The organism is Fictibacillus sp. NPDC058756, from assembly GCF_042746035.1.
Lineage (GTDB): Bacteria > Bacillota > Bacilli > Bacillales > Fictibacillaceae > Fictibacillus.
On record NZ_JBHYPU010000001.1, the window covers coordinates 1,560,675 to 1,577,781 of the forward strand.

The 17,107-nt window shown below is 40.3% G+C and carries 18 protein-coding genes and 1 pseudogene; 11 read left to right on the top strand and 8 right to left on the bottom strand.

Going from position 1 to position 17,107, the window contains the following annotated elements:
* Positions 1 to 260: 260 nt before the first annotated feature.
* Positions 261 to 461 (bottom strand): YqzH family protein, encoded by a 201-nt coding sequence (locus tag ACFW35_RS07825; RefSeq protein WP_379844891.1) that lies wholly within the window; start codon positions 459 to 461, stop codon positions 261 to 263.
* Positions 462 to 627: 166 nt separating this feature from the next.
* Between ACFW35_RS07825 and ACFW35_RS07830 the strand changes: the two genes are divergently transcribed.
* Together ACFW35_RS07830 and ACFW35_RS07835 are read left to right on the top strand one after the other, a co-directional pair.
* On the top strand, positions 628 to 1,884 hold the full coding sequence (locus ACFW35_RS07830) for a DNA polymerase thumb domain-containing protein (RefSeq protein WP_379844892.1): 1,257 nt from the start codon (positions 628 to 630) through the stop codon (positions 1,882 to 1,884).
* A 13-nt stretch (positions 1,885 to 1,897) separates the two neighbouring features.
* Positions 1,898 to 2,230, top strand: a complete 333-nt coding sequence (locus ACFW35_RS07835; protein ID WP_379844894.1) for a YolD-like family protein — start codon at positions 1,898 to 1,900, stop codon at positions 2,228 to 2,230.
* Positions 2,231 to 2,268: 38 nt separating this feature from the next.
* Here ACFW35_RS07835 and ACFW35_RS07840 read toward each other — a convergent pair whose 3' ends face one another.
* Positions 2,269 to 3,000 (bottom strand): ZIP family metal transporter, encoded by a 732-nt coding sequence (locus tag ACFW35_RS07840; RefSeq protein ID WP_379844895.1) that lies wholly within the window; start codon positions 2,998 to 3,000, stop codon positions 2,269 to 2,271.
* A gap of 136 nt (positions 3,001 to 3,136) precedes the next feature.
* On the opposite strand from ACFW35_RS07840, the gene ACFW35_RS07845 reads away from it, so the two are divergent.
* Complete coding sequence (locus tag ACFW35_RS07845; protein ID WP_379844897.1) at positions 3,137 to 4,531, top strand: N-acetylmuramoyl-L-alanine amidase; 1,395 nt, start codon at positions 3,137 to 3,139, stop codon at positions 4,529 to 4,531.
* Between the two features lie 91 nt (positions 4,532 to 4,622).
* Here the strand turns inward: ACFW35_RS07845 and ACFW35_RS07850 are convergent, their stop codons facing one another.
* Positions 4,623 to 4,871, bottom strand: a complete 249-nt coding sequence (locus ACFW35_RS07850) for an HPr family phosphocarrier protein (RefSeq protein ID WP_379844898.1) — start codon at positions 4,869 to 4,871, stop codon at positions 4,623 to 4,625.
* A gap of 90 nt (positions 4,872 to 4,961) precedes the next feature.
* Between ACFW35_RS07850 and ACFW35_RS07855 the strand changes: the two genes are divergently transcribed.
* Positions 4,962 to 5,615, top strand: coding sequence for a TVP38/TMEM64 family protein (locus ACFW35_RS07855; protein ID WP_379844900.1), 654 nt, complete (start codon positions 4,962 to 4,964; stop codon positions 5,613 to 5,615).
* A 14-nt stretch (positions 5,616 to 5,629) separates the two neighbouring features.
* Here ACFW35_RS07855 and ACFW35_RS07860 read toward each other — a convergent pair whose 3' ends face one another.
* Together ACFW35_RS07860 and ACFW35_RS07865 are read right to left on the bottom strand one after the other, a co-directional pair.
* Positions 5,630 to 5,890 carry an HPr family phosphocarrier protein gene (locus tag ACFW35_RS07860; protein ID WP_077363874.1) on the bottom strand — a complete coding sequence of 87 codons (261 nt, stop codon included), beginning with the start codon at positions 5,888 to 5,890 and terminating at the stop codon, positions 5,630 to 5,632.
* A gap of 474 nt (positions 5,891 to 6,364) precedes the next feature.
* Positions 6,365 to 9,511, bottom strand: a complete 3,147-nt coding sequence (locus ACFW35_RS07865) for an efflux RND transporter permease subunit (protein ID WP_379844901.1) — start codon at positions 9,509 to 9,511, stop codon at positions 6,365 to 6,367.
* A 157-nt stretch (positions 9,512 to 9,668) separates the two neighbouring features.
* Between ACFW35_RS07865 and ACFW35_RS07870 the strand changes: the two genes are divergently transcribed.
* Both ACFW35_RS07870 and ACFW35_RS07875 read left to right on the top strand, forming a co-directional pair.
* Positions 9,669 to 10,214: a PadR family transcriptional regulator gene (locus ACFW35_RS07870; RefSeq protein ID WP_379844903.1), complete on the top strand. Its 546-nt coding sequence runs from the start codon at positions 9,669 to 9,671 to the stop codon at positions 10,212 to 10,214.
* Positions 10,215 to 10,218: 4 nt separating this feature from the next.
* On the top strand, positions 10,219 to 10,557 hold the full coding sequence (locus ACFW35_RS07875) for an iron-sulfur cluster biosynthesis family protein (protein ID WP_379844905.1): 339 nt from the start codon (positions 10,219 to 10,221) through the stop codon (positions 10,555 to 10,557).
* 225 nt (positions 10,558 to 10,782) lie between these two features.
* Here the strand turns inward: ACFW35_RS07875 and ACFW35_RS07880 are convergent, their stop codons facing one another.
* Positions 10,783 to 11,688 (bottom strand): hydroxymethylglutaryl-CoA lyase, encoded by a 906-nt coding sequence (locus ACFW35_RS07880; protein WP_379844906.1) that lies wholly within the window; start codon positions 11,686 to 11,688, stop codon positions 10,783 to 10,785.
* 145 nt (positions 11,689 to 11,833) lie between these two features.
* On the opposite strand from ACFW35_RS07880, the gene ACFW35_RS07885 reads away from it, so the two are divergent.
* The 5 genes and pseudogenes from ACFW35_RS07885 (at position 11,834) to ACFW35_RS07905 (ending at position 15,902) form a co-directional block, all read left to right on the top strand.
* Positions 11,834 to 13,033, top strand: a complete 1,200-nt coding sequence (locus tag ACFW35_RS07885; protein ID WP_379844908.1) for an acetyl-CoA C-acetyltransferase — start codon at positions 11,834 to 11,836, stop codon at positions 13,031 to 13,033.
* A 62-nt stretch (positions 13,034 to 13,095) separates the two neighbouring features.
* Entirely contained in the window at positions 13,096 to 13,788 is a 693-nt protein-coding gene (locus ACFW35_RS07890; RefSeq protein ID WP_379844909.1) for a CoA transferase subunit A, read from the top strand.
* A 17-nt stretch (positions 13,789 to 13,805) separates the two neighbouring features.
* On the top strand, positions 13,806 to 14,459 hold the full coding sequence (locus ACFW35_RS07895; RefSeq protein WP_379844911.1) for a CoA transferase subunit B: 654 nt from the start codon (positions 13,806 to 13,808) through the stop codon (positions 14,457 to 14,459).
* A gap of 3 nt (positions 14,460 to 14,462) precedes the next feature.
* Positions 14,463 to 14,711: pseudogene (locus ACFW35_RS07900) on the top strand (TIGR00366 family protein); the annotation flags it as partial.
* 18 nt (positions 14,712 to 14,729) lie between these two features.
* On the top strand, positions 14,730 to 15,902 hold the full coding sequence (locus tag ACFW35_RS07905; protein ID WP_379844912.1) for a thiolase family protein: 1,173 nt from the start codon (positions 14,730 to 14,732) through the stop codon (positions 15,900 to 15,902).
* 48 nt (positions 15,903 to 15,950) lie between these two features.
* Here the strand turns inward: ACFW35_RS07905 and ACFW35_RS07910 are convergent, their stop codons facing one another.
* Positions 15,951 to 16,874: an aldo/keto reductase gene (locus ACFW35_RS07910; RefSeq protein WP_379847428.1), complete on the bottom strand. Its 924-nt coding sequence runs from the start codon at positions 16,872 to 16,874 to the stop codon at positions 15,951 to 15,953.
* A gap of 98 nt (positions 16,875 to 16,972) precedes the next feature.
* Complete coding sequence (gene mciZ, locus ACFW35_RS07915) at positions 16,973 to 17,107, bottom strand: Z-ring formation inhibitor MciZ (protein WP_066290662.1); 135 nt, start codon at positions 17,105 to 17,107, stop codon at positions 16,973 to 16,975.

Sequence of the window (17,107 nt, forward strand, 5' to 3'; positions counted from 1 at the left end):
ATACCGTAATAATGTTATGTAAACTAAAAGAGATAATGGTATTTGGTTTCAGGTTCGGAACTAAGATTTGTGGATTCAAAGCCAAATATCGTGGAGTGAAGCCTGAAATTTCTGGATTATTGAGGTTCAAAACTCGTGGATTGAGACCCGAAATTTCTGGATTGACATCCAAAACTCGTAGATTAAGGTCCACATCCTATGGATTATTGTCCGGAATTCCTCAACATACAGGCAGGTTCTGTTTTCTGGAGCAGAACCTGTTATTTATTTGTAAAATAGTCATAAATAACGTCCTGAATTATAGCGTACATCGCTTCTTCCTGATCTTCCTCTTTGATTTGCTTCATTATTTTCATTTCCAGCTGACTCCATTCCTGTTCGGTCAGCATGCAATCCTCTTCCTCCCATAAATAATCCTTTAATGCCCGTAAAATCATTTTGCGAAGCAATGAGCGATTCATTTTTTCACCTGCCTTTCCTATATAAATCCTAGACTTATGAGCCCAAATCGTCAATCTGCAAAAAATGCTGAAAAAATTACCATTGTTATAAGAACATATATTCGGTTAAAATGGGTATACATATAAAGAACAAATGTTCGTATTGTGATAAGGGGGCTTGTGACAAATGAACTATGAAGATATGCCAGAGCGTACCATTTTGTGTATGGATATGAAAAGCTTTTACGCCAGCTGTGCTGCTGTTCGCTTAGGGTTAAACCCGCTCACATGTTACTTAGCAGTGGTGGGAGATACAGAACGGCAGGGAAGTGTCGTTCTTGCTGCCTCTCCGCGATTGAAGGCAGATTTCGGCATCCGCACTGGAAACCGCTTGTTTGAAATTCCTAAAAATAAAGACATCATTGTAGTAAATGCCCAAATGTCCTTTTTTCTCGAGAGGTCAATGGAAATTACAAAGCTGCTGCACCGTTATGTCCCGCCTGAATCCATTCACACATACAGTGTGGATGAAAGTTTTATTCAAGCAGACGGAACGGAAAAGTTATGGGGAAGTCCTCAGGAATTAGCTGAAAAGATCCGCCGGGATATCTGGAGGGAATTCGGATTGCCGTGTGCGATCGGAATTGGACCGAACATGCTGATGTCAAAGCTTTGTTTAGATCTTGAAGCGAAGAAAAAAGGTGTTGCCGAGTGGGGGTATGAAGATGTTGAAACGAAACTCTGGCCTCTATCTCCTTTAAGCAAAATGTGGGGAATCGGGTCAAGAGTGGAGCGGACTTTAAACAGGATGGGAATTGTGACAGTGGGTGACCTGGCGCATTATCCACTCGAACTTTTAGAGAAAAAATTCGGCATCATGGGGAATCAGCTTTACTATCATGCATGGGGGATCGATTTATCCGAAATCGGTGCTCCCATCATGCAGGGACAGATCAGCTATGGGAAAAGCCAGATTTTGCTCAGAGACTATATAGATATTACCGAGATCAAACATGTCATTTTAGAGATGTGCGAAGAGGTGGCAAGACGTGCAAGAAGAGCAGGGAGAGCAGGGAGGACGATAAGCTTTGGAGTAGGGTACAGCAAAGATGAAGGAGGCGGAGGCTTTTATCGCTCTAAGACGATCGAGCAGCCGTCTAATATTACGATGGAGCTTTATCAAGTTTGTCTGGAATTGTTTCGCACCTTTTATCAGGGGCAGACTGTACGCAAAATATCGATTGCTTTGTCAAACGTGTGTGAGGATACGGAAACACAGCTCACTCTCTTTTCTTTAGACCATCCAAAAAAAAGACAAATCGGCTATGTTATGGACGAGATCAGGCAAAAATATGGTTCAAATTCTCTCTTACGGGCTGTTTCTTATACAAAAGGAGGGACTGCTCTATACAGAAGCCGTCTCTTAGGCGGACATAAGGCATAGGGAGGGAGAAACGGTGATTCGTGACAGAGGAACGATAAAATGGACTGCTATGATGCTTCCAGAGCACGTGAAAATGTTAAGAGAACATCAGGATGGTCTGGATTATGGAAGAAAACCAGAGCTTGATGAACAAAGATATGAAGAATTTAATGAAATCATCTGTGTGGCGATGGAGGAGAACCGGGAACTGAAATTCAAGTATTATCAAAAGGGAAGGATAGCCGAGCTCACCGGCCATGTTCATTATGTGGATGAAATAAAAAAAGAATTGCGCGTGATGAATAAAATGGACACGATGCATCTTTTAAAAGTGATGGACATCGTGGATATCGAATACACAGATTGAAAGAAGCTGGCTCAAAATTCTGAGCCAGCTTCTTAACATCAGCCAAAAATCTGTGTTAAATATATCATGATTAAAAGTCCCGCAATAAAGGATAATGTTGCTGAGCGTGCGTGTCCGTCACCATGGCTTTCAGGAATAAGCTCTTTATAAACAATAAACAGCATCGCACCAGCAGCAAAAGAGAGCCCATACGGCACAAGATTTTCAACGTATGAAGTTAAAGCATAGCCAATCATAGCCGTAACGATCTCAACAGCTCCGGTTAAAGTGGCTATGAAAAATGCTTTAAGTCTGTTCATCTTTTGATGTATTAAAAAGAGTGCAACAAGCAAACCTTCAGGAGCATTCTGCAAACCAATCGCAAATGCGATCAATCCCCCGAGACCTGCATCATCACTCGCGTAGCTTACACCTACTGATAATCCTTCAGGAAGGTTATGAAGCGTAATGGCAGCAATAACTAAAGCTGCTTTCGCATCAATGCCTTTAAGGATTCTAGTATGATCTAAGTCTACATGCGGGACGAATCTTTCTAGGATCATCAGTGTCAATGTGCCAAGAGTAATACCGATTGTAAGCACAATTAAGTTTGATAGTTCGAGCGCTTGAGGTATTAAACTAAAAGTTGATGCAGCGACCATGATACCTGCGGTAAGAGCAAGCAGTATATCGCGGAACCGGTGTGTCACCTGAGACCAGAAAAGAACAGGTAATGCACCAAAGCCGGTTGCTAATGCAGATAAAACACTTCCAAATAAAGCAGCTTCCATTCCGTTACCCACCTTAGTCAAATATCCATTTTTGATGAAAATAGTCATATGGCTCTTTTAGTATACCTTCTTTTTGTTTTTAATAGAAGTAAGCGCAACGAAAGCGTTTGAATATGGATTAAAAGAAGGTGACACTTTGAAAGTCATTATTATTGATCCGGGCCATGGTGGGAATGATCCGGGCGCTGTAAATAAGAACAGTTTTGAAAAAACATATAACCTGGCAATCGCTAAGAAAATTCAGTCTTATCTGCAGAATAACTATGAAGTGAAAGTATTGATGACCCGCAGCTCAGATGCAACTTTTTCATTAGATGATAGAACAGATTTTGCTAACAAGCAAAAGGCTGATTTCTATTTATCGATTCACCAAAACAGCGGTGGCGGGGAAGGTTTCGAAAGTTATGTATATATAAACGTCGGAGCTGAAACAAAAAAAATACAAGATGCAATACATGCTCGTACAGCAGCAGTAATGAATAAATACGGAGCTAGAAACAGAGGACAGAAGCAGGCGAATTTTCATGTGCTGCGTGAAACAAAGATGCCAGCTGTGCTGCTGGAGGTTTTGTTTATTGATAACGCTGCGAACCTAGCTCTATTAAACAGACAGGATTTCCAAAATGAAGTGTCTGCTGCCATTGCATCAGGGGCTGCTGCGGGGCTTTCATTAAAACAAAAACAGCAGGAAACGAAAGATCTTTTTACCGTGATTGCTGGCGCCTTTGAACAAAAAGAAAATGCTGAAGCAAGAGTTCGGTTTTTAGCAGATAAGAAGATTCCAGCATTTATTGACGAAGAGACAATAAGCAATAAAAAATATTACAGAGTACAAGCTGGAGCTTTTCAAATAAGAGACAATGCTGAAGCTCACGTCATGAAGATACGCGCTTTAGGAATAAAGGATGCCTATGTAATAGTAAAAGGAGAAGATAATGGGCAAGGACCAGCTCCAGAACCTCCAAAACCAGAACCTACAAAACCAGTACCTCCAGCTGGCCTAACAATACAAGGAACAACATTGCTTTCTGCCGATGAAATAGAAAGATTTGTTCGTAAAGTAAATCCGAATGCGCCAGAATTAGCCGCATTATATGTTCAGATCGGACAAGTATACGGGATCAGAGGAGACACGGCATATGCACAAGCTGTTCATGAAACTGGATATTTCCGCTTTCAGGGCAGTGTAAAAGCATCTCAAAATAATTTTGCAGGAATTGGCGCAACCGGGAAGACAGAAGGAACAACGTTTAAAACACCAGAAGAAGGTGTATTGGCACATATACAGCATCTATATGCATATAGTTCCACAGAACCTTTACCTCCGCACTATCCTTTGGTTGACCCGAGATTCGATCTTGTTCAAAGAGGTAGCGCAAAGGCATGGAATCAATTAAACGGAAAGTGGGCAGTTCCAGGTACAAATTACAGCAATATGATTCTCGAAATCTATAAATTAATGCTCAATGAAACAAAAGCACATTTGCAAGAAAGAGTGAATCAGATAGACAAGCAACTAAAAGAAATATAAAGCCGGATTATTTCCCGGCTTTTTTTGCTTATAGGAAAAAAATAGCCAATAAAGTGGGAAGATTATATAATAGAAATTGCTGAATTTAATATTACGCTTTACAGGAAGCAAAAAGCCCTGATGAGAGAATCTTCTCTTTTAGGTGAGTACTGGGCGGATCACAAATAATTTCAATCGGATCGTCTGGATAGATGGAGAGAGCAATAATGCCTAAGAAACTCTTTCCATCAGCTGTGCGGTCTCCTTTTTTTATATAAATAGATTCTTGAAAACTGCCTGTAAGCTCTACAAGTTTCGCAGCACGGTCTGCAAAAATGGGTGCTGTTGCTTTTACAATCACAATATAACCTCCTTTGCCATCACACATATGTATGGATATGTGCAGAAGAAGGAAAAATGCTTACTAAATTAGATTTTTCATGGAGGAATTATGAAAATCACAAAAAAGTGGCTATTCATCATGATAAGTGCGGCTATTCTAGTCTTATTAGTTTTGTGGCTGCAAAAAAATTATAAAGGATTTAGTCCTGAAGAATTTAGAAATTGGATCATGCAATGGGGGCTGCTGGCACCATTTCTTTTTATATTGCTCTATACGGTAAGGCCATTTGTATTATTTCCATCGTCTATATTTGCAATAACAAGCGGTCTTTCTTTTGGTTTCTACTGGGGTTGTTTGTATACATATCTCGGCTCGCTTGGAGGAGGGCTAGTCACTTATTATGCTGTTAACCGGTTAGGCCGATTTAAGAAAAGTAACCAATGGAAAAATGAAAGGTATAATAAAATACGCAGCAATATTGAGAGAGAAGGGTTTCGTTATGTACTGCTGCTGAGGCTGCTTCCTGTATTAAATTATGATCTTGTAAGCTATTTAACTTCGATTACTAAAGTGAAATTTAAAGATTACGCAATTGCAACAGCAATCGGAATAATTCCCGGAACGATAGCATATACCTATCTTGGTACTTCTATGACATCTCAAAGCAAGGAAGTCATCTGGATCGGAACAACCTTGCTTTTTGTTATTGTGGGATTACCCCTTGTATTCAAAAAGAAGATGAAGGCAAGGATTGGATTATAAAAAAGTATAATTGATTAAAAAGCTGTATCTTTAGTAATGACATTCAGAGCTGATTCAGCATCTGCTCCTTCAACGATATACAGAAAAGAATCGCCTTCTTTTAAAGTAAGGAAAAATGATACGAGCTGGGAAAGTCCTGATGCGTGAACGGTATGGCCGTTTTTGGACAAAAAAAGCTGACTGTTAATAGATTTAGCAGATTGCATAATTTCAAGTGCTTTATTTACGGTATATTTTGCTGTAACTTTAACTTTTTTTGAACAAATCTGTTTCATTTTTATAGCCTCCTGAGGTTATGAATTGCTGATATATTTCCCATTAATTTTAAAAGTGAAACATGGTCTATAGTCCCGGATTTTTTGCTTCCAATAAAAATTACAGCAATTTGGCCCATGTAAAAAGAGTACCGCCTCTTAAGGGAGGATCGGTACTCTTTTTGTATGGCTCTTAAAAAGGTGGTTGTCTTTAAATCGTTTTTGTGAAGACCCTTCGTTGCTAGTTGTTTGGAGCGCAAGGTGCGTGCCGACCACATGAGAAGCTTCTCGCAAGGCATGCGACGAGGAAGCTCACATCGGTAGCATTTACTTGTAGACGCAGTAGCAAGGATACTTCCATGAAGCGGGACAGGTGAGACTCCGTCAGCGCGAAGAGATAGGGAGGCTCACCGCACGCCCCGCGGAAAGCGAGCATTCTGGAGCGGAAATCAACCACTTCTAATAGCAGCAAAGCTTAAGAAAACAGCCTTTACATTAAGCAGTATTCTTTGCTTTTTCGCGTTTTGTCTGTCTTCTAAAGAATAGTTCGTAAAGCACTGGGACAATAATTAATGTTAGCAGAGTGGAAGTAGTGAGTCCTCCGATAACCACAATTGCCAGTCCTTTTGAGATTAATGTTCCAGATGAAGTAGTCAATGCGAGTGGTATAAGTGCCGCAATTGTAGCAAAAGCCGTCATTAAGATCGGTCTTAGGCGAGTTTTCCCTGCTTCAAGAAGTGCTTCACGCACTGGCATGCCCTTGACTTCTCTGTTCTGTCCAATACGATCAACTAGTACAATCGCATTCGTTGTTACAATACCGATAAGCATCAATATTCCAATCATAGCACTCACAGATAGCGGTTCATTGATTAAGAATAATCCCCCGATTGCCCCGACGGGAACAAATAATAGAGAAGAAAGAATAATAAACGGTATACGTGCACGGCCAAACGTAATCAGCATCGTTAAGTATACGAGACCGATTGCAACAAGCATTGCTAGACCGAGATCTTTAAAAGTATCCATTGTCTCTTCACTTCCGCCGCCTCCTTCTGTTGATACAGATGATGGCAGATCAACATTATCTTCTACACCTTTTATTACTTCCTGCGTTACTTTTTGAACATTATCACCTTTTACTTGTGCAGAAACTTGAGCATAGACTTTGCCATCAAGCTTTTGGATGGCAGTTACCGTTTCTTTTTCAGATACCTCTGCAACCTCAGAAATCTTTACAGGGCCTGATGTTCCAAAGACAGTGAGATCTTTAATTTCATCAAGAGTTTTTACAGCTTCATCATATTCAACTCTTACGTTCTTTTCGTCGCCATCAAGTGTCAATTCCCCGACTTCAACTTGCTTCGTAACATCAGAGACTGCACCAAGGACAGCGAATCCTGAGACACCTTTTTCAGCTGCTTTTTTAGTATCGATATCAACTGCCCATTGCTTTTGTGTATCTTTGAAGTTATTTGACACATATTTGATAGAATCAAGTGTCTTCAAATACTCTTCAACTTGAGCTGCTGCTTTTTGAAGATCATCCAAATCATTGGAATAAAGATCGATGTTTACTTCGTTGTTAGAAGGAGGTCCTCCGCTTGAAACTTCCTGTAAGCCAAGAACTGTTCCTTTTGCTTTTTCGTCTGTAATTTCTTTAATTCCGAATTCTAATTCTTTAAGTTCTTTTTCAACGTTTGTTTCTTTTTTAAGATTAATAAAATAGTTTGCTACGTTCTGCCGTTTAAGACCGGTTTGGAAATCACGGGAACCAATACCTGCGGTAACATCTTTTATAGTGTCGCGCCCAGCTAAATATTTTTCAACTTCCAGGGAAATTTCATTCGTTTTAGAAACATTTGTACTCGCTGGAAGTTCAACATTGACTGTCAATGTTTTTTGCTCTTCGTTTGGAAGGAATACCATTCCTAGTTTTGTAGCAAGGAAGAATGATCCTCCAAGGAGAATAAAGGACGTTAACAGAACGATAATTTTATGATTCAGTGATGCTTTAATCAGTTTTTCATATCCTCGCTGCATAGGACCATCATTTTTTTCAGGCTTTACCTTTTTAAATGCATATTTTGCAAGTATAGGTACAATTGTAACGGATACAATCAGTGACGCTAATAAAGCAAAAACAACGGTTAATGCAAATGGAAGGAAGAATTCTCCCGTGACACCGCCAACAAGTCCAAGCGGTAAGAAAACTACTACTGTTGTAATGGTAGAAGACACGATCGCTTTTAAAATTTCCTGTGTAGAATCAATGATTAATTCATCACGGTCAAACTCGCCATCAGCTTTCCTGATTCGTCTGAAAATATTTTCGATAACTACGATACTATCATCTACTACACGGCCGACAGCTACGGCCATACCGCCAAGAGTCATAATGTTAAGCGTAATATCAAGACGGTCTAAGAAAATTGCTGATACTAACAATGAGAGCGGGATAGATATAATCGCAATAATTGTTGCACGGAAGTTTCTTAAGAAGATGAGTACAGCAAGTGAAGCGAATATGGCACCGAAAAGACCTTCTTTAACGAGTGTATTTACAGAATCTTTAATGCCTTCTGCCTGTCCGAATCCAATTGCATAATTTAATTTATCGTCATATTTTTCTTTGTTAAGAACTTCTATAACTTTTTCTGCTACCTCAACCGTATTTGCATCTTGTTTTTTAGTAACAGCCATAGATAGAGAAGATTTTTGATTGAAGCGTGTAATTTCATTTATATCTTCAGTTTCTTTAATTTCAGCAATATCTCCAAGCTTAATGCTAGGAGAAGATACAGGTGCCTGTGCTTGCGCAGGAGCTCCTTGGTCTCCGGCAGCAGGAGGTCCGCTGCTTTCTCCAGGGCTCTTTGCTCCGCCTTGGTTTCCTGATGGAGCTGCAGCAGCACCCGAAATCGAAATCTGTTTTAATTCTGCAATCGTATCAACCGCTTCTTCTACACGAACAGGAACAGTAATAGAATCATCTGTAACGGTTCCTGCTGGGAATGAGAGATCTCGGCCTTTAATGGCGTCTTTGACAGCGTTAAGTGAAACACCAGCTTGCTTTGCTTTCTCACGATCGAGTGTAATGGATACGAATGTTTCTTTTACACCGCCGACAGATACGTTATTTACACCTTGAATCTTCTTTAGTTCAGGTACGAGTTCGCTGTCAACAAAGGCTTGAATATCTTCGCCCTCCTTTTCAGGGAACAAGGAGATGTTGTAGATCGGAATTGTACCGAAAGAAAAGCGGCTGACATCTGGCTCAACAGAGTCTGGCAGATCAGTTTCTGAAATAATGGATTTCACTTGATCTTCAACGTCATCCATGTTTGCAGAAAAAGGAAAATCCATACTGATGATCGAAACACTTTCTAGTGAAGAACTCTTCACAGATTTTACATCTTCTACTTGTTTTAATTGAGTCTCAAGCTTGTCAGTAACTTGCTTATTTACATCCTCAGGTGAAGCACCAGGGTAAACCGTCTGGATCGTTAACTGGGGAAACTCAACATTAGGAAGCAAATCCACTTTTAAATTTGTGAATGAAAAAACACCGCTTACAATGAATAAAAACGAAAAGATAAATATTGCTACCGGGTTTTTTAAACTAAATTTTGTTAGCCAGTTCATAGATTCCTCTCCTACGTTTAGATTAATATGTGTATTTTCACATATGTATAACTATAATATAATAAAAGTATCAGTTTTATATCAAGTAAATTGAATAAAGAATTTGTGAAAAGTATGTTACAATTCAATTCAGTACAGTGAGAAAGAAGGGTAACAAATGGCGTTAAGGTATGCGCTGTTAGGTTTATTAGCAAAAAATGAAGCAACAGGTTATGAGCTTACACAGCAATTTAAAGAAACAGTTATCCATTTTTGGACAGCCCATCATACTCAGATTTACCGTGAACTTCTTAAAATGGAAGAAGAGGGGCTGGCAGATTCTAAAATCATTCAACAAACTGATTATCCAGATAAAAAAATATATAAAATTACTGACAAAGGATTTGAACAGCTGCTCGAATGGATGCTGAATAAGCCTGTAAATGTTCCTAAGCTGAAGGATGATCTGCTCTTAAGAGTTTCAATGTTTCATTTTATTCCGGTTGAACAGGCAATAGCCTTTCTGGAAAAAAGCAAAGAACATCATCAGATGGGACTCATGATGACGAAAAAATGGCAAGATGAAAATTTCCCAAAGGGTACTTATAAAGAAAAGGAACTTGGAGAATATTTAACGAGTGAATTTGGGATTCGGTATATGGAGAGCTGGTTGTCCTGGTGCGACTGGGCGATAGACGTTTTAAAAAAGAAAGGTGAGTTTTAATTTTATGGAAGTCGTGTTTACTGATGCAGCGCTAGAAAGACTGCAAAATAGAATGCAAGGTAAAAAGGGGTCCCTAAAACTGAAGCATGATACAGAAGGGTGCGGATGTGTCGTAAGCGGGATTCCAGCACTTTGGCTTGTTGAAAAACCGGAGGATAATGATACGAAAATCCTGACCAACGGGCCTGATCTTTATATGGATTACAACACAGAGGTCTTCTTTGATAAAAAGATGACGATTGATGCACCGGCAGGCAATCATTTTTCCCTAAAAAGTCCCGGTGAGATCTTAAATCCTGCAATGAAATACTACGATAAAACAGAGCAAAACACGGGCAGCTAACAGCCCGTGTTTTTTTAGGAATCTTTACATTGATATTTTGAAAAGTTTTTATTGAAGTAGCTTCATTGCTAGTTGGTTGGAACGCAAGGTGCGAGACTCCTGCGGGATCAGTGTGACAGGTGAGACCCCGCAGGCGCCATGCGCCGAGGAGGCTCACCGCACGCCCCGCGGAAAGCGAGCATCTGGAGTGGAAATCAACTACTTCTAAAAGCAACAATGTGTACTTTATCCCTGAAGAACATTTTTCAGAAGACCGAATTGCTTGCTTGATACTGGTTTTGAAAGAAGCGGGGAGATAAAGGCAGATGCTTCTAAAAGTTTATCAAGCTGTATGCCTGTAGAGATTCCCATCTGGGACAGCATGTAGACTACATCTTCAGAGGCAACGTTTCCTGAGGCGCCAGGTGCGAAAGGGCATCCCCCAAGTCCTCCTGCAGATGTGTCAAAGCGGTCTATACCAGCTTGCATACTCGCGAAAATATTCGCAAGTGCCATACCGCGCGTGTCATGGAAATGTCCTGTTATAAGTGTAGTAGAGCGCAGGTGATGCTTTAATAAAGTAAACAATTCATAGCATTCAATAGGATTTGCCATTCCGATCGTATCAGCCACGCTGAGTTCATCAACCCCCATTTCCTCAAAGTCCTGACAAACCTTTAAAACAGCGTGCTCATCTATCTTTCCTTCAAATGGACAATAAAAGCTGGTAGAGATACAAGCTCTTACAAAATAACCTCTGCGTTTCAGATCCTCGATCAGCGGTCTTAACTCGTTCATGCTTTCTTCTGTTGTCTTATTGATATTTTTTTTGTTAAATGAATCACTAACACCTACAAAAACAGCAATGTGCTTCACTCCAGCTTCAACTGCCATATCAATTCCTTTTTTATTCGGTGCCAGAACAAAGTTACGCAGGTCATCCATACAATGTTCAATAACTGTACCAGCGTCCTGCATCTGAGGGACCCACTTCGGTGAAACGAAAGAGGTAAGTTCCATCTCTTGAAAGCCAGCAATTTTTAAAAGAGATATAAATTGAATCTTATCTTTTGCATTTATAAAATTTTTCTCGTTTTGAAGCCCGTCCCGCGGGCCGACTTCGATCAGAGTGACTCTCTCGGGTAATTCCATCTTTGTAAAAAAACCTCCTTGAAACCGTTTTCTTGTTTTTATTTTAACTGTAAAAAATCGTTGTTTGCAATACTTTTGAATTGTTATGATATGATATAAAGGAATTTTCAGAAATTTTTACGTTTTAAAGAGGAGGAGACTACAAATGGTTTCAAGAGAGAGAGAAGCTGTCATTGTAAGCGCTGTCAGAACGCCGATTGGAAGCTTCATGGGAAGTTTAAAAACGGTAGCAGCGACAGAATTAGGAGCAATTACAATCAAAGACTCTTTAAAAAAAGCAGGTATCCCGCATGATGCTGTAGATGAAGTCATAATGGGGAACGTTCTCCAAGCAGGATTGGGACAGAATCCGGCTCGTCAAGCAGCAATAAAAGCAGGACTCCCGATCGGGGTTTCAAGTATGACAATCAATAAAGTATGCGGCTCTGGATTAAAAGCACTTCATCTTGCTTGCCAGGCAATTTGGCTGGATGAGGCTGATGTAATCGTCTGCGGCGGGATGGAAAATATGAGCCAAGCTCCTTATTTGCTGAACGGGGCTAGAGATGGACTCCGCATGGGCAATGCCCCTATGGTCGACTCTATGATTAATGACGGCTTATGGTGCGCATTTGGCGATTATCATATGGGAATTACAGCTGAAAATCTATGTGAAACGCACTCGCTTTCCCGTGAGGAACTGGATGAGTTTGCAGCTGAAAGCCAAAGGAAGTGTGCTGAAGCTCAAGAACAAGGAAAGTTTGATGATGAAATTACAGCAGTAGAGATCCCTCAAAGAAAAGGAGATCCATTGATCATAGATAAGGATGAATATCCGAAAGCAGGCTCTACAAGTGAAAAGCTTGCCAAATTAAGACCTGCCTTCAAGAAAGACGGAATGGTTACAGCAGGGAACGCTTCAGGGATCAATGATGGTGCAGCTGCGCTTGTTGTAATGAGCAGGAAAAAGGCAGAAGAACTTGGATTAAAACCACTCGCTGTCGTAAAGGCGAACGCTAGTGCAGGTGTAGCTCCAGAAGTAATGGGCATAGGACCAGTTGAAGCGGTACAAAAAGTTCTGAAGAAAACGAATATGAAAATGGATGATATTGATCTTGTCGAGGCAAATGAAGCTTTTGCGAGTCAGTCACTTGCTGTAGGAAAAGATCTTGGATTTGATAAAGAAAAATTAAACGTAAATGGCGGTGCAATTGCACTTGGACATCCGATCGGAGCAAGCGGTGCAAGAATTGTTGTTACATTGCTTCATGAGATGAAAAGAAGAAAATCCAAAAGCGGTTTAGCAACGCTTTGTATCGGCGGAGGCCAGGGAGTAGCCTCTATCTTTGAAAACGAAGAAAATTAATGTTTTAGAAGGAAGAAAAGAAATTCGGCACTTATAAAACATTAAAAAAGGAGAGATAGGTCATGAAACCAATATTAAATTCAGCTCTAGAAGCTGTAGCGGACATTAAAGATGGATCAACTCTTTTAGTAGGCGGTTTTGGATTAGTAGGTATTCCCGAAAATTTAATTCTTGCTTTAGTGGAAAAAGGAACAAAAGATCTTACAGTGATTTCAAACAACTGCGGAGTGGATGATTGGGGATTAGGTCTGCTTCTTAAAAACAAACAGATTAAGAAAATGGTAGGGTCATACGTTGGTGAGAATAAAGAGTTTGAAAGACAAGTATTATCAGGTGAAATTGAAGTAGAACTTATCCCGCAGGGAACGCTTGCTGAAAGAATTCGTGCAGGCGGTGCTGGAATTCCAGCGTTCTATACACCCGCTGGAGTTGGAACACCAATCGCAGAAGGAAAAGAAACACGGACGTTCAAAGGGAAAGAATATCTGCTTGAAGAAGGAATTATTGCAGATTTCAGCTTGATTCGTGCCGCAAAAGGGGACAAAGCAGGAAATCTGATCTATAACAAAACAGCTCGCAACTTCAACCCGATGATCGCTGCTGCAGGTAAAGTAACAATTGCAGAGGTAGAAGAGCTTGTTGAAATCGGAGATCTTCATCCGGATTACATACATACACCTGGTGTGTACGTACAAAAGCTAATCGTAGGAACTCAAGAAAAGCGCATTGAACGCTTAACAGTAAAAAAAGGCTAAGAGGAGGGGAAAACGTTATGAATATCAGAGAAAGAATCGCGAAGCGTGCAGAAAAAGAGATTGAATCAGGTTTTTATGTAAACTTAGGGATAGGAATGCCAACGATGGTAGCCAACTTCATTTCGGATAATAAACAGGTTGTACTGCAATCGGAGAACGGGCTCCTCGGTATCGGACCGTATCCTCTTGAAAGCGAAGTAGATCCTGACCTGATCAATGCTGGGAAAGAGACAGTAACGGCCATTAAAGGCGCATCTTATTTTGACAGCTCTGAATCATTTGCTATGATACGCGGCGGTCATATTGACATTGCCATTTTAGGCGGAATGGAAGTTTCAGAGGATGGCGACCTTGCTAACTGGATGATTCCAGGCAAGATGATCAAAGGAATGGGCGGGGCAATGGATCTTGTTCATGGCGCGAAAAAAATCATTGTAATCATGGAACATGTAAATAAAGCAGGAGAAAGCAAAATCTTAAAGAGCTGCCAGCTTCCTTTGACAGGAAAAGGCGTAGTTGAGCGAATCATTACTGACAGGGCTGTAATGGATGTATCCGAAAATGGTCTTGTTTTAAAAGAAGTTGCAGAAGGATACTCCGTTGATGATGTTTTAAATTCAACAGAAGCTAAACTTACAGTCTCAGATGATATTAAACTAAACGCATATTAAAATTCGGGCGGGGGACAGTAGGCTGTTCAGACGAATGTAGTCCTTGATGCGGCAGATGAACTCGGTGTATCTCAAGCCAAGACTGCTATGGCTGTGGCATGGGGTGATGCTTGGACGAACTTGATCCAGCCATTCTGGGCGCTTCCTGCGCTTGCTATTGCAGGATTAAAAGCAAAGGATATTATGGGATTCTGTTTAATAGCCCTTTTTGTAAGCGGGATAATCATTTGTGCAGGGTTCTTAATCTTTTAAAAGAGGTGCAGAATTGATATGAGTATCTACTTAATTGATGGTGCCAGAACGGCATTTGGTTCTTTTGGAAAATCTTTAACAGATATATCCCCGACACTGCTAGGAGAAACAACGGCAGTTGAAGCAATGAAACGAGCCAATGTAACTCCTTCGGATGTGACAGATGTGGTATATGGAAATGTTATTCACTCTAGTAAGAATGCGGCTTATGTTTCGCGTCATACAGCGCTAAAGGCAGGTGTTCCTTCAAGTGTTCCCGCAATGCTGGTCAATCGGCTATGCGGATCGGGGCTGCAAGCTGTTGTCTCTGCCATGCAGAATCTTCGAGATCATGAAGGGGGCATAGCATTATGCGGTGGAATTGAAAACATGTCCCAGTCTCCACATGCTTCATTTACTCACCGATTCCACAATCAAAAATTCGGTATAATCTCTTTTGAGGATATGCTGCTTCAAACATTAAGTGATGAGTATATAGGATGCGGGATGGGGATAACTGCAGAAAATTTAGCACAACAGTATAACATCTCAAGAGAAGAACAAGATGAATATGCAAGTCATAGCCATCAAAAAGCTGCAGAAGCACGTGAAAGCGGTCGATTTAAAGATGAAATCGTGCCTATAACCTTAAAAAATGGCGAACTTTTTACTGAGGATGAAGGGATTAAACCGCAAACTGCTTCTTCAAAGCTTGGACAACTGCGTCCTTCTTTCCAAAAAGATGGAACAGTAACTGCAGGGAATTCGTCATCGATTAATGACGGTGCTGTTTCTTTAATTCTTGCTCATGAAAAAGATATACAGGAGAAGAAATTAAAACCCCTAGCAGAGATCGTTTCATGGGCAGTTACAGGTGTCGATCCTAACGTCATGGGAATCGGTCCAGTTCCTGCAATTAAGATGGCTCTAAATAGAGCGAACCTGTCTATTGACGATATTGGATTGTTTGAAATAAATGAAGCATTCAGCTCCCAGTACTTAGCTGTAGAAAAAGAGCTAAAGCTAGATCGAAGCCGTACAAATGTAAATGGAGGAGCTATTGCATTAGGTCATCCCGTTGGAGCAAGCGGTGCGAGACTTTTGTTAACACTTGCATACGAAATGAAGAAGCGGAATGAAACTTACGGCGTTGCGAGTCTTTGTATCGGCGGTGGCCAGGGGATTGCAATGATTTTGAAATTGTCGAAATAAAATTAAGGATGACCCCAAGATTTGGGGGCATCCTTTTTGTGCATAAGCTTATGCTTTTTGTACCCGATGTGATTCATAAATCTCCGCTGGAAACAAAGCCTCAAGTTCTTTTCTTTCACTTTCTGTCAGCTTCGGTGAATTAAATGTATTGATATTTTCTAAGAGCTGTTCAGTAGAACTTGCTCCAGCTGCAGCGGTTGCTACAATTGAGTGGCTTAGAATAAATTTTAATGCTGTTTGAGTAAGTTTTTCGTCTTTCGGGATGAGTTCCTTAACTTTTTCTAACTGTTGCTGAATATCGAATCCAGTATAAGATAAAAACTTGTCGCCGCGATTCTTCATAAATGCTTTTTCGCTAAGCCATCCTTTTGCGATAGGTCCCCTTGCTACAACACTAATTCCTTTAGTTTTTAAGTATGGGAAAAGTTCTTCGGGTCTTCTGTCTAAAAGGCTGTACTGCATCATAACACTTTGGATGTTAGAATGCTCAGCATAATATGAAATCGTGTTCGGGCGGATGGATGATATGCCGTAATAACGGATCAATCCTTCTGACACTAGTTCTTCAAAGGCTTCAATTGTTTCATCCAACGGATCTTCGATAGTTCCGCCATGCAGCTGATAAAGATCGATGTAATCTGTTTGCAAACGGCGGAGGCTTTCTTTAAGAGCAGATTTTATGTACTTTTTAGACGGATTCCAATTCCAGCTATCTTTAGATTCATTCCATTCATTACCGCCTTTGGTTGCAAGGATAATATCTTGCCTTACATCTTTTAAAAGTTTTCCTACTAATTCTTCATTCCAGCCAAAATTATATAAATCAGCTGTGTCAAAATAGTTAATACCATGATCGAGAGCTGTCTTCACAATGTTCTCGTTTTCCTTTCCAAGGTCAGGAGAAAGGGACATGCAGCCAAGGCCAAGTTCACTTGCATAAAGTTCAGATGTGCCTATTCTTCTTTTGTTGATCATTTTTTTCACCTCCAAATGGTATTTTACCGGAAATTATTTTTATTAAACGTATCACATAAATAGACAAAAATAAAAACTCCCCGATTTCTGGGAAGCTACTTTTTAGGTGCTGTTGCATCAATCCAGTCTTGAACAAGCTCGTGCTGGCGCATATAGTTTCTTAACATATATTTGATCTGCCATGCTTTACCTACTAATGTAATTCCTTTTGGCTGCAAATAGATCTTCAT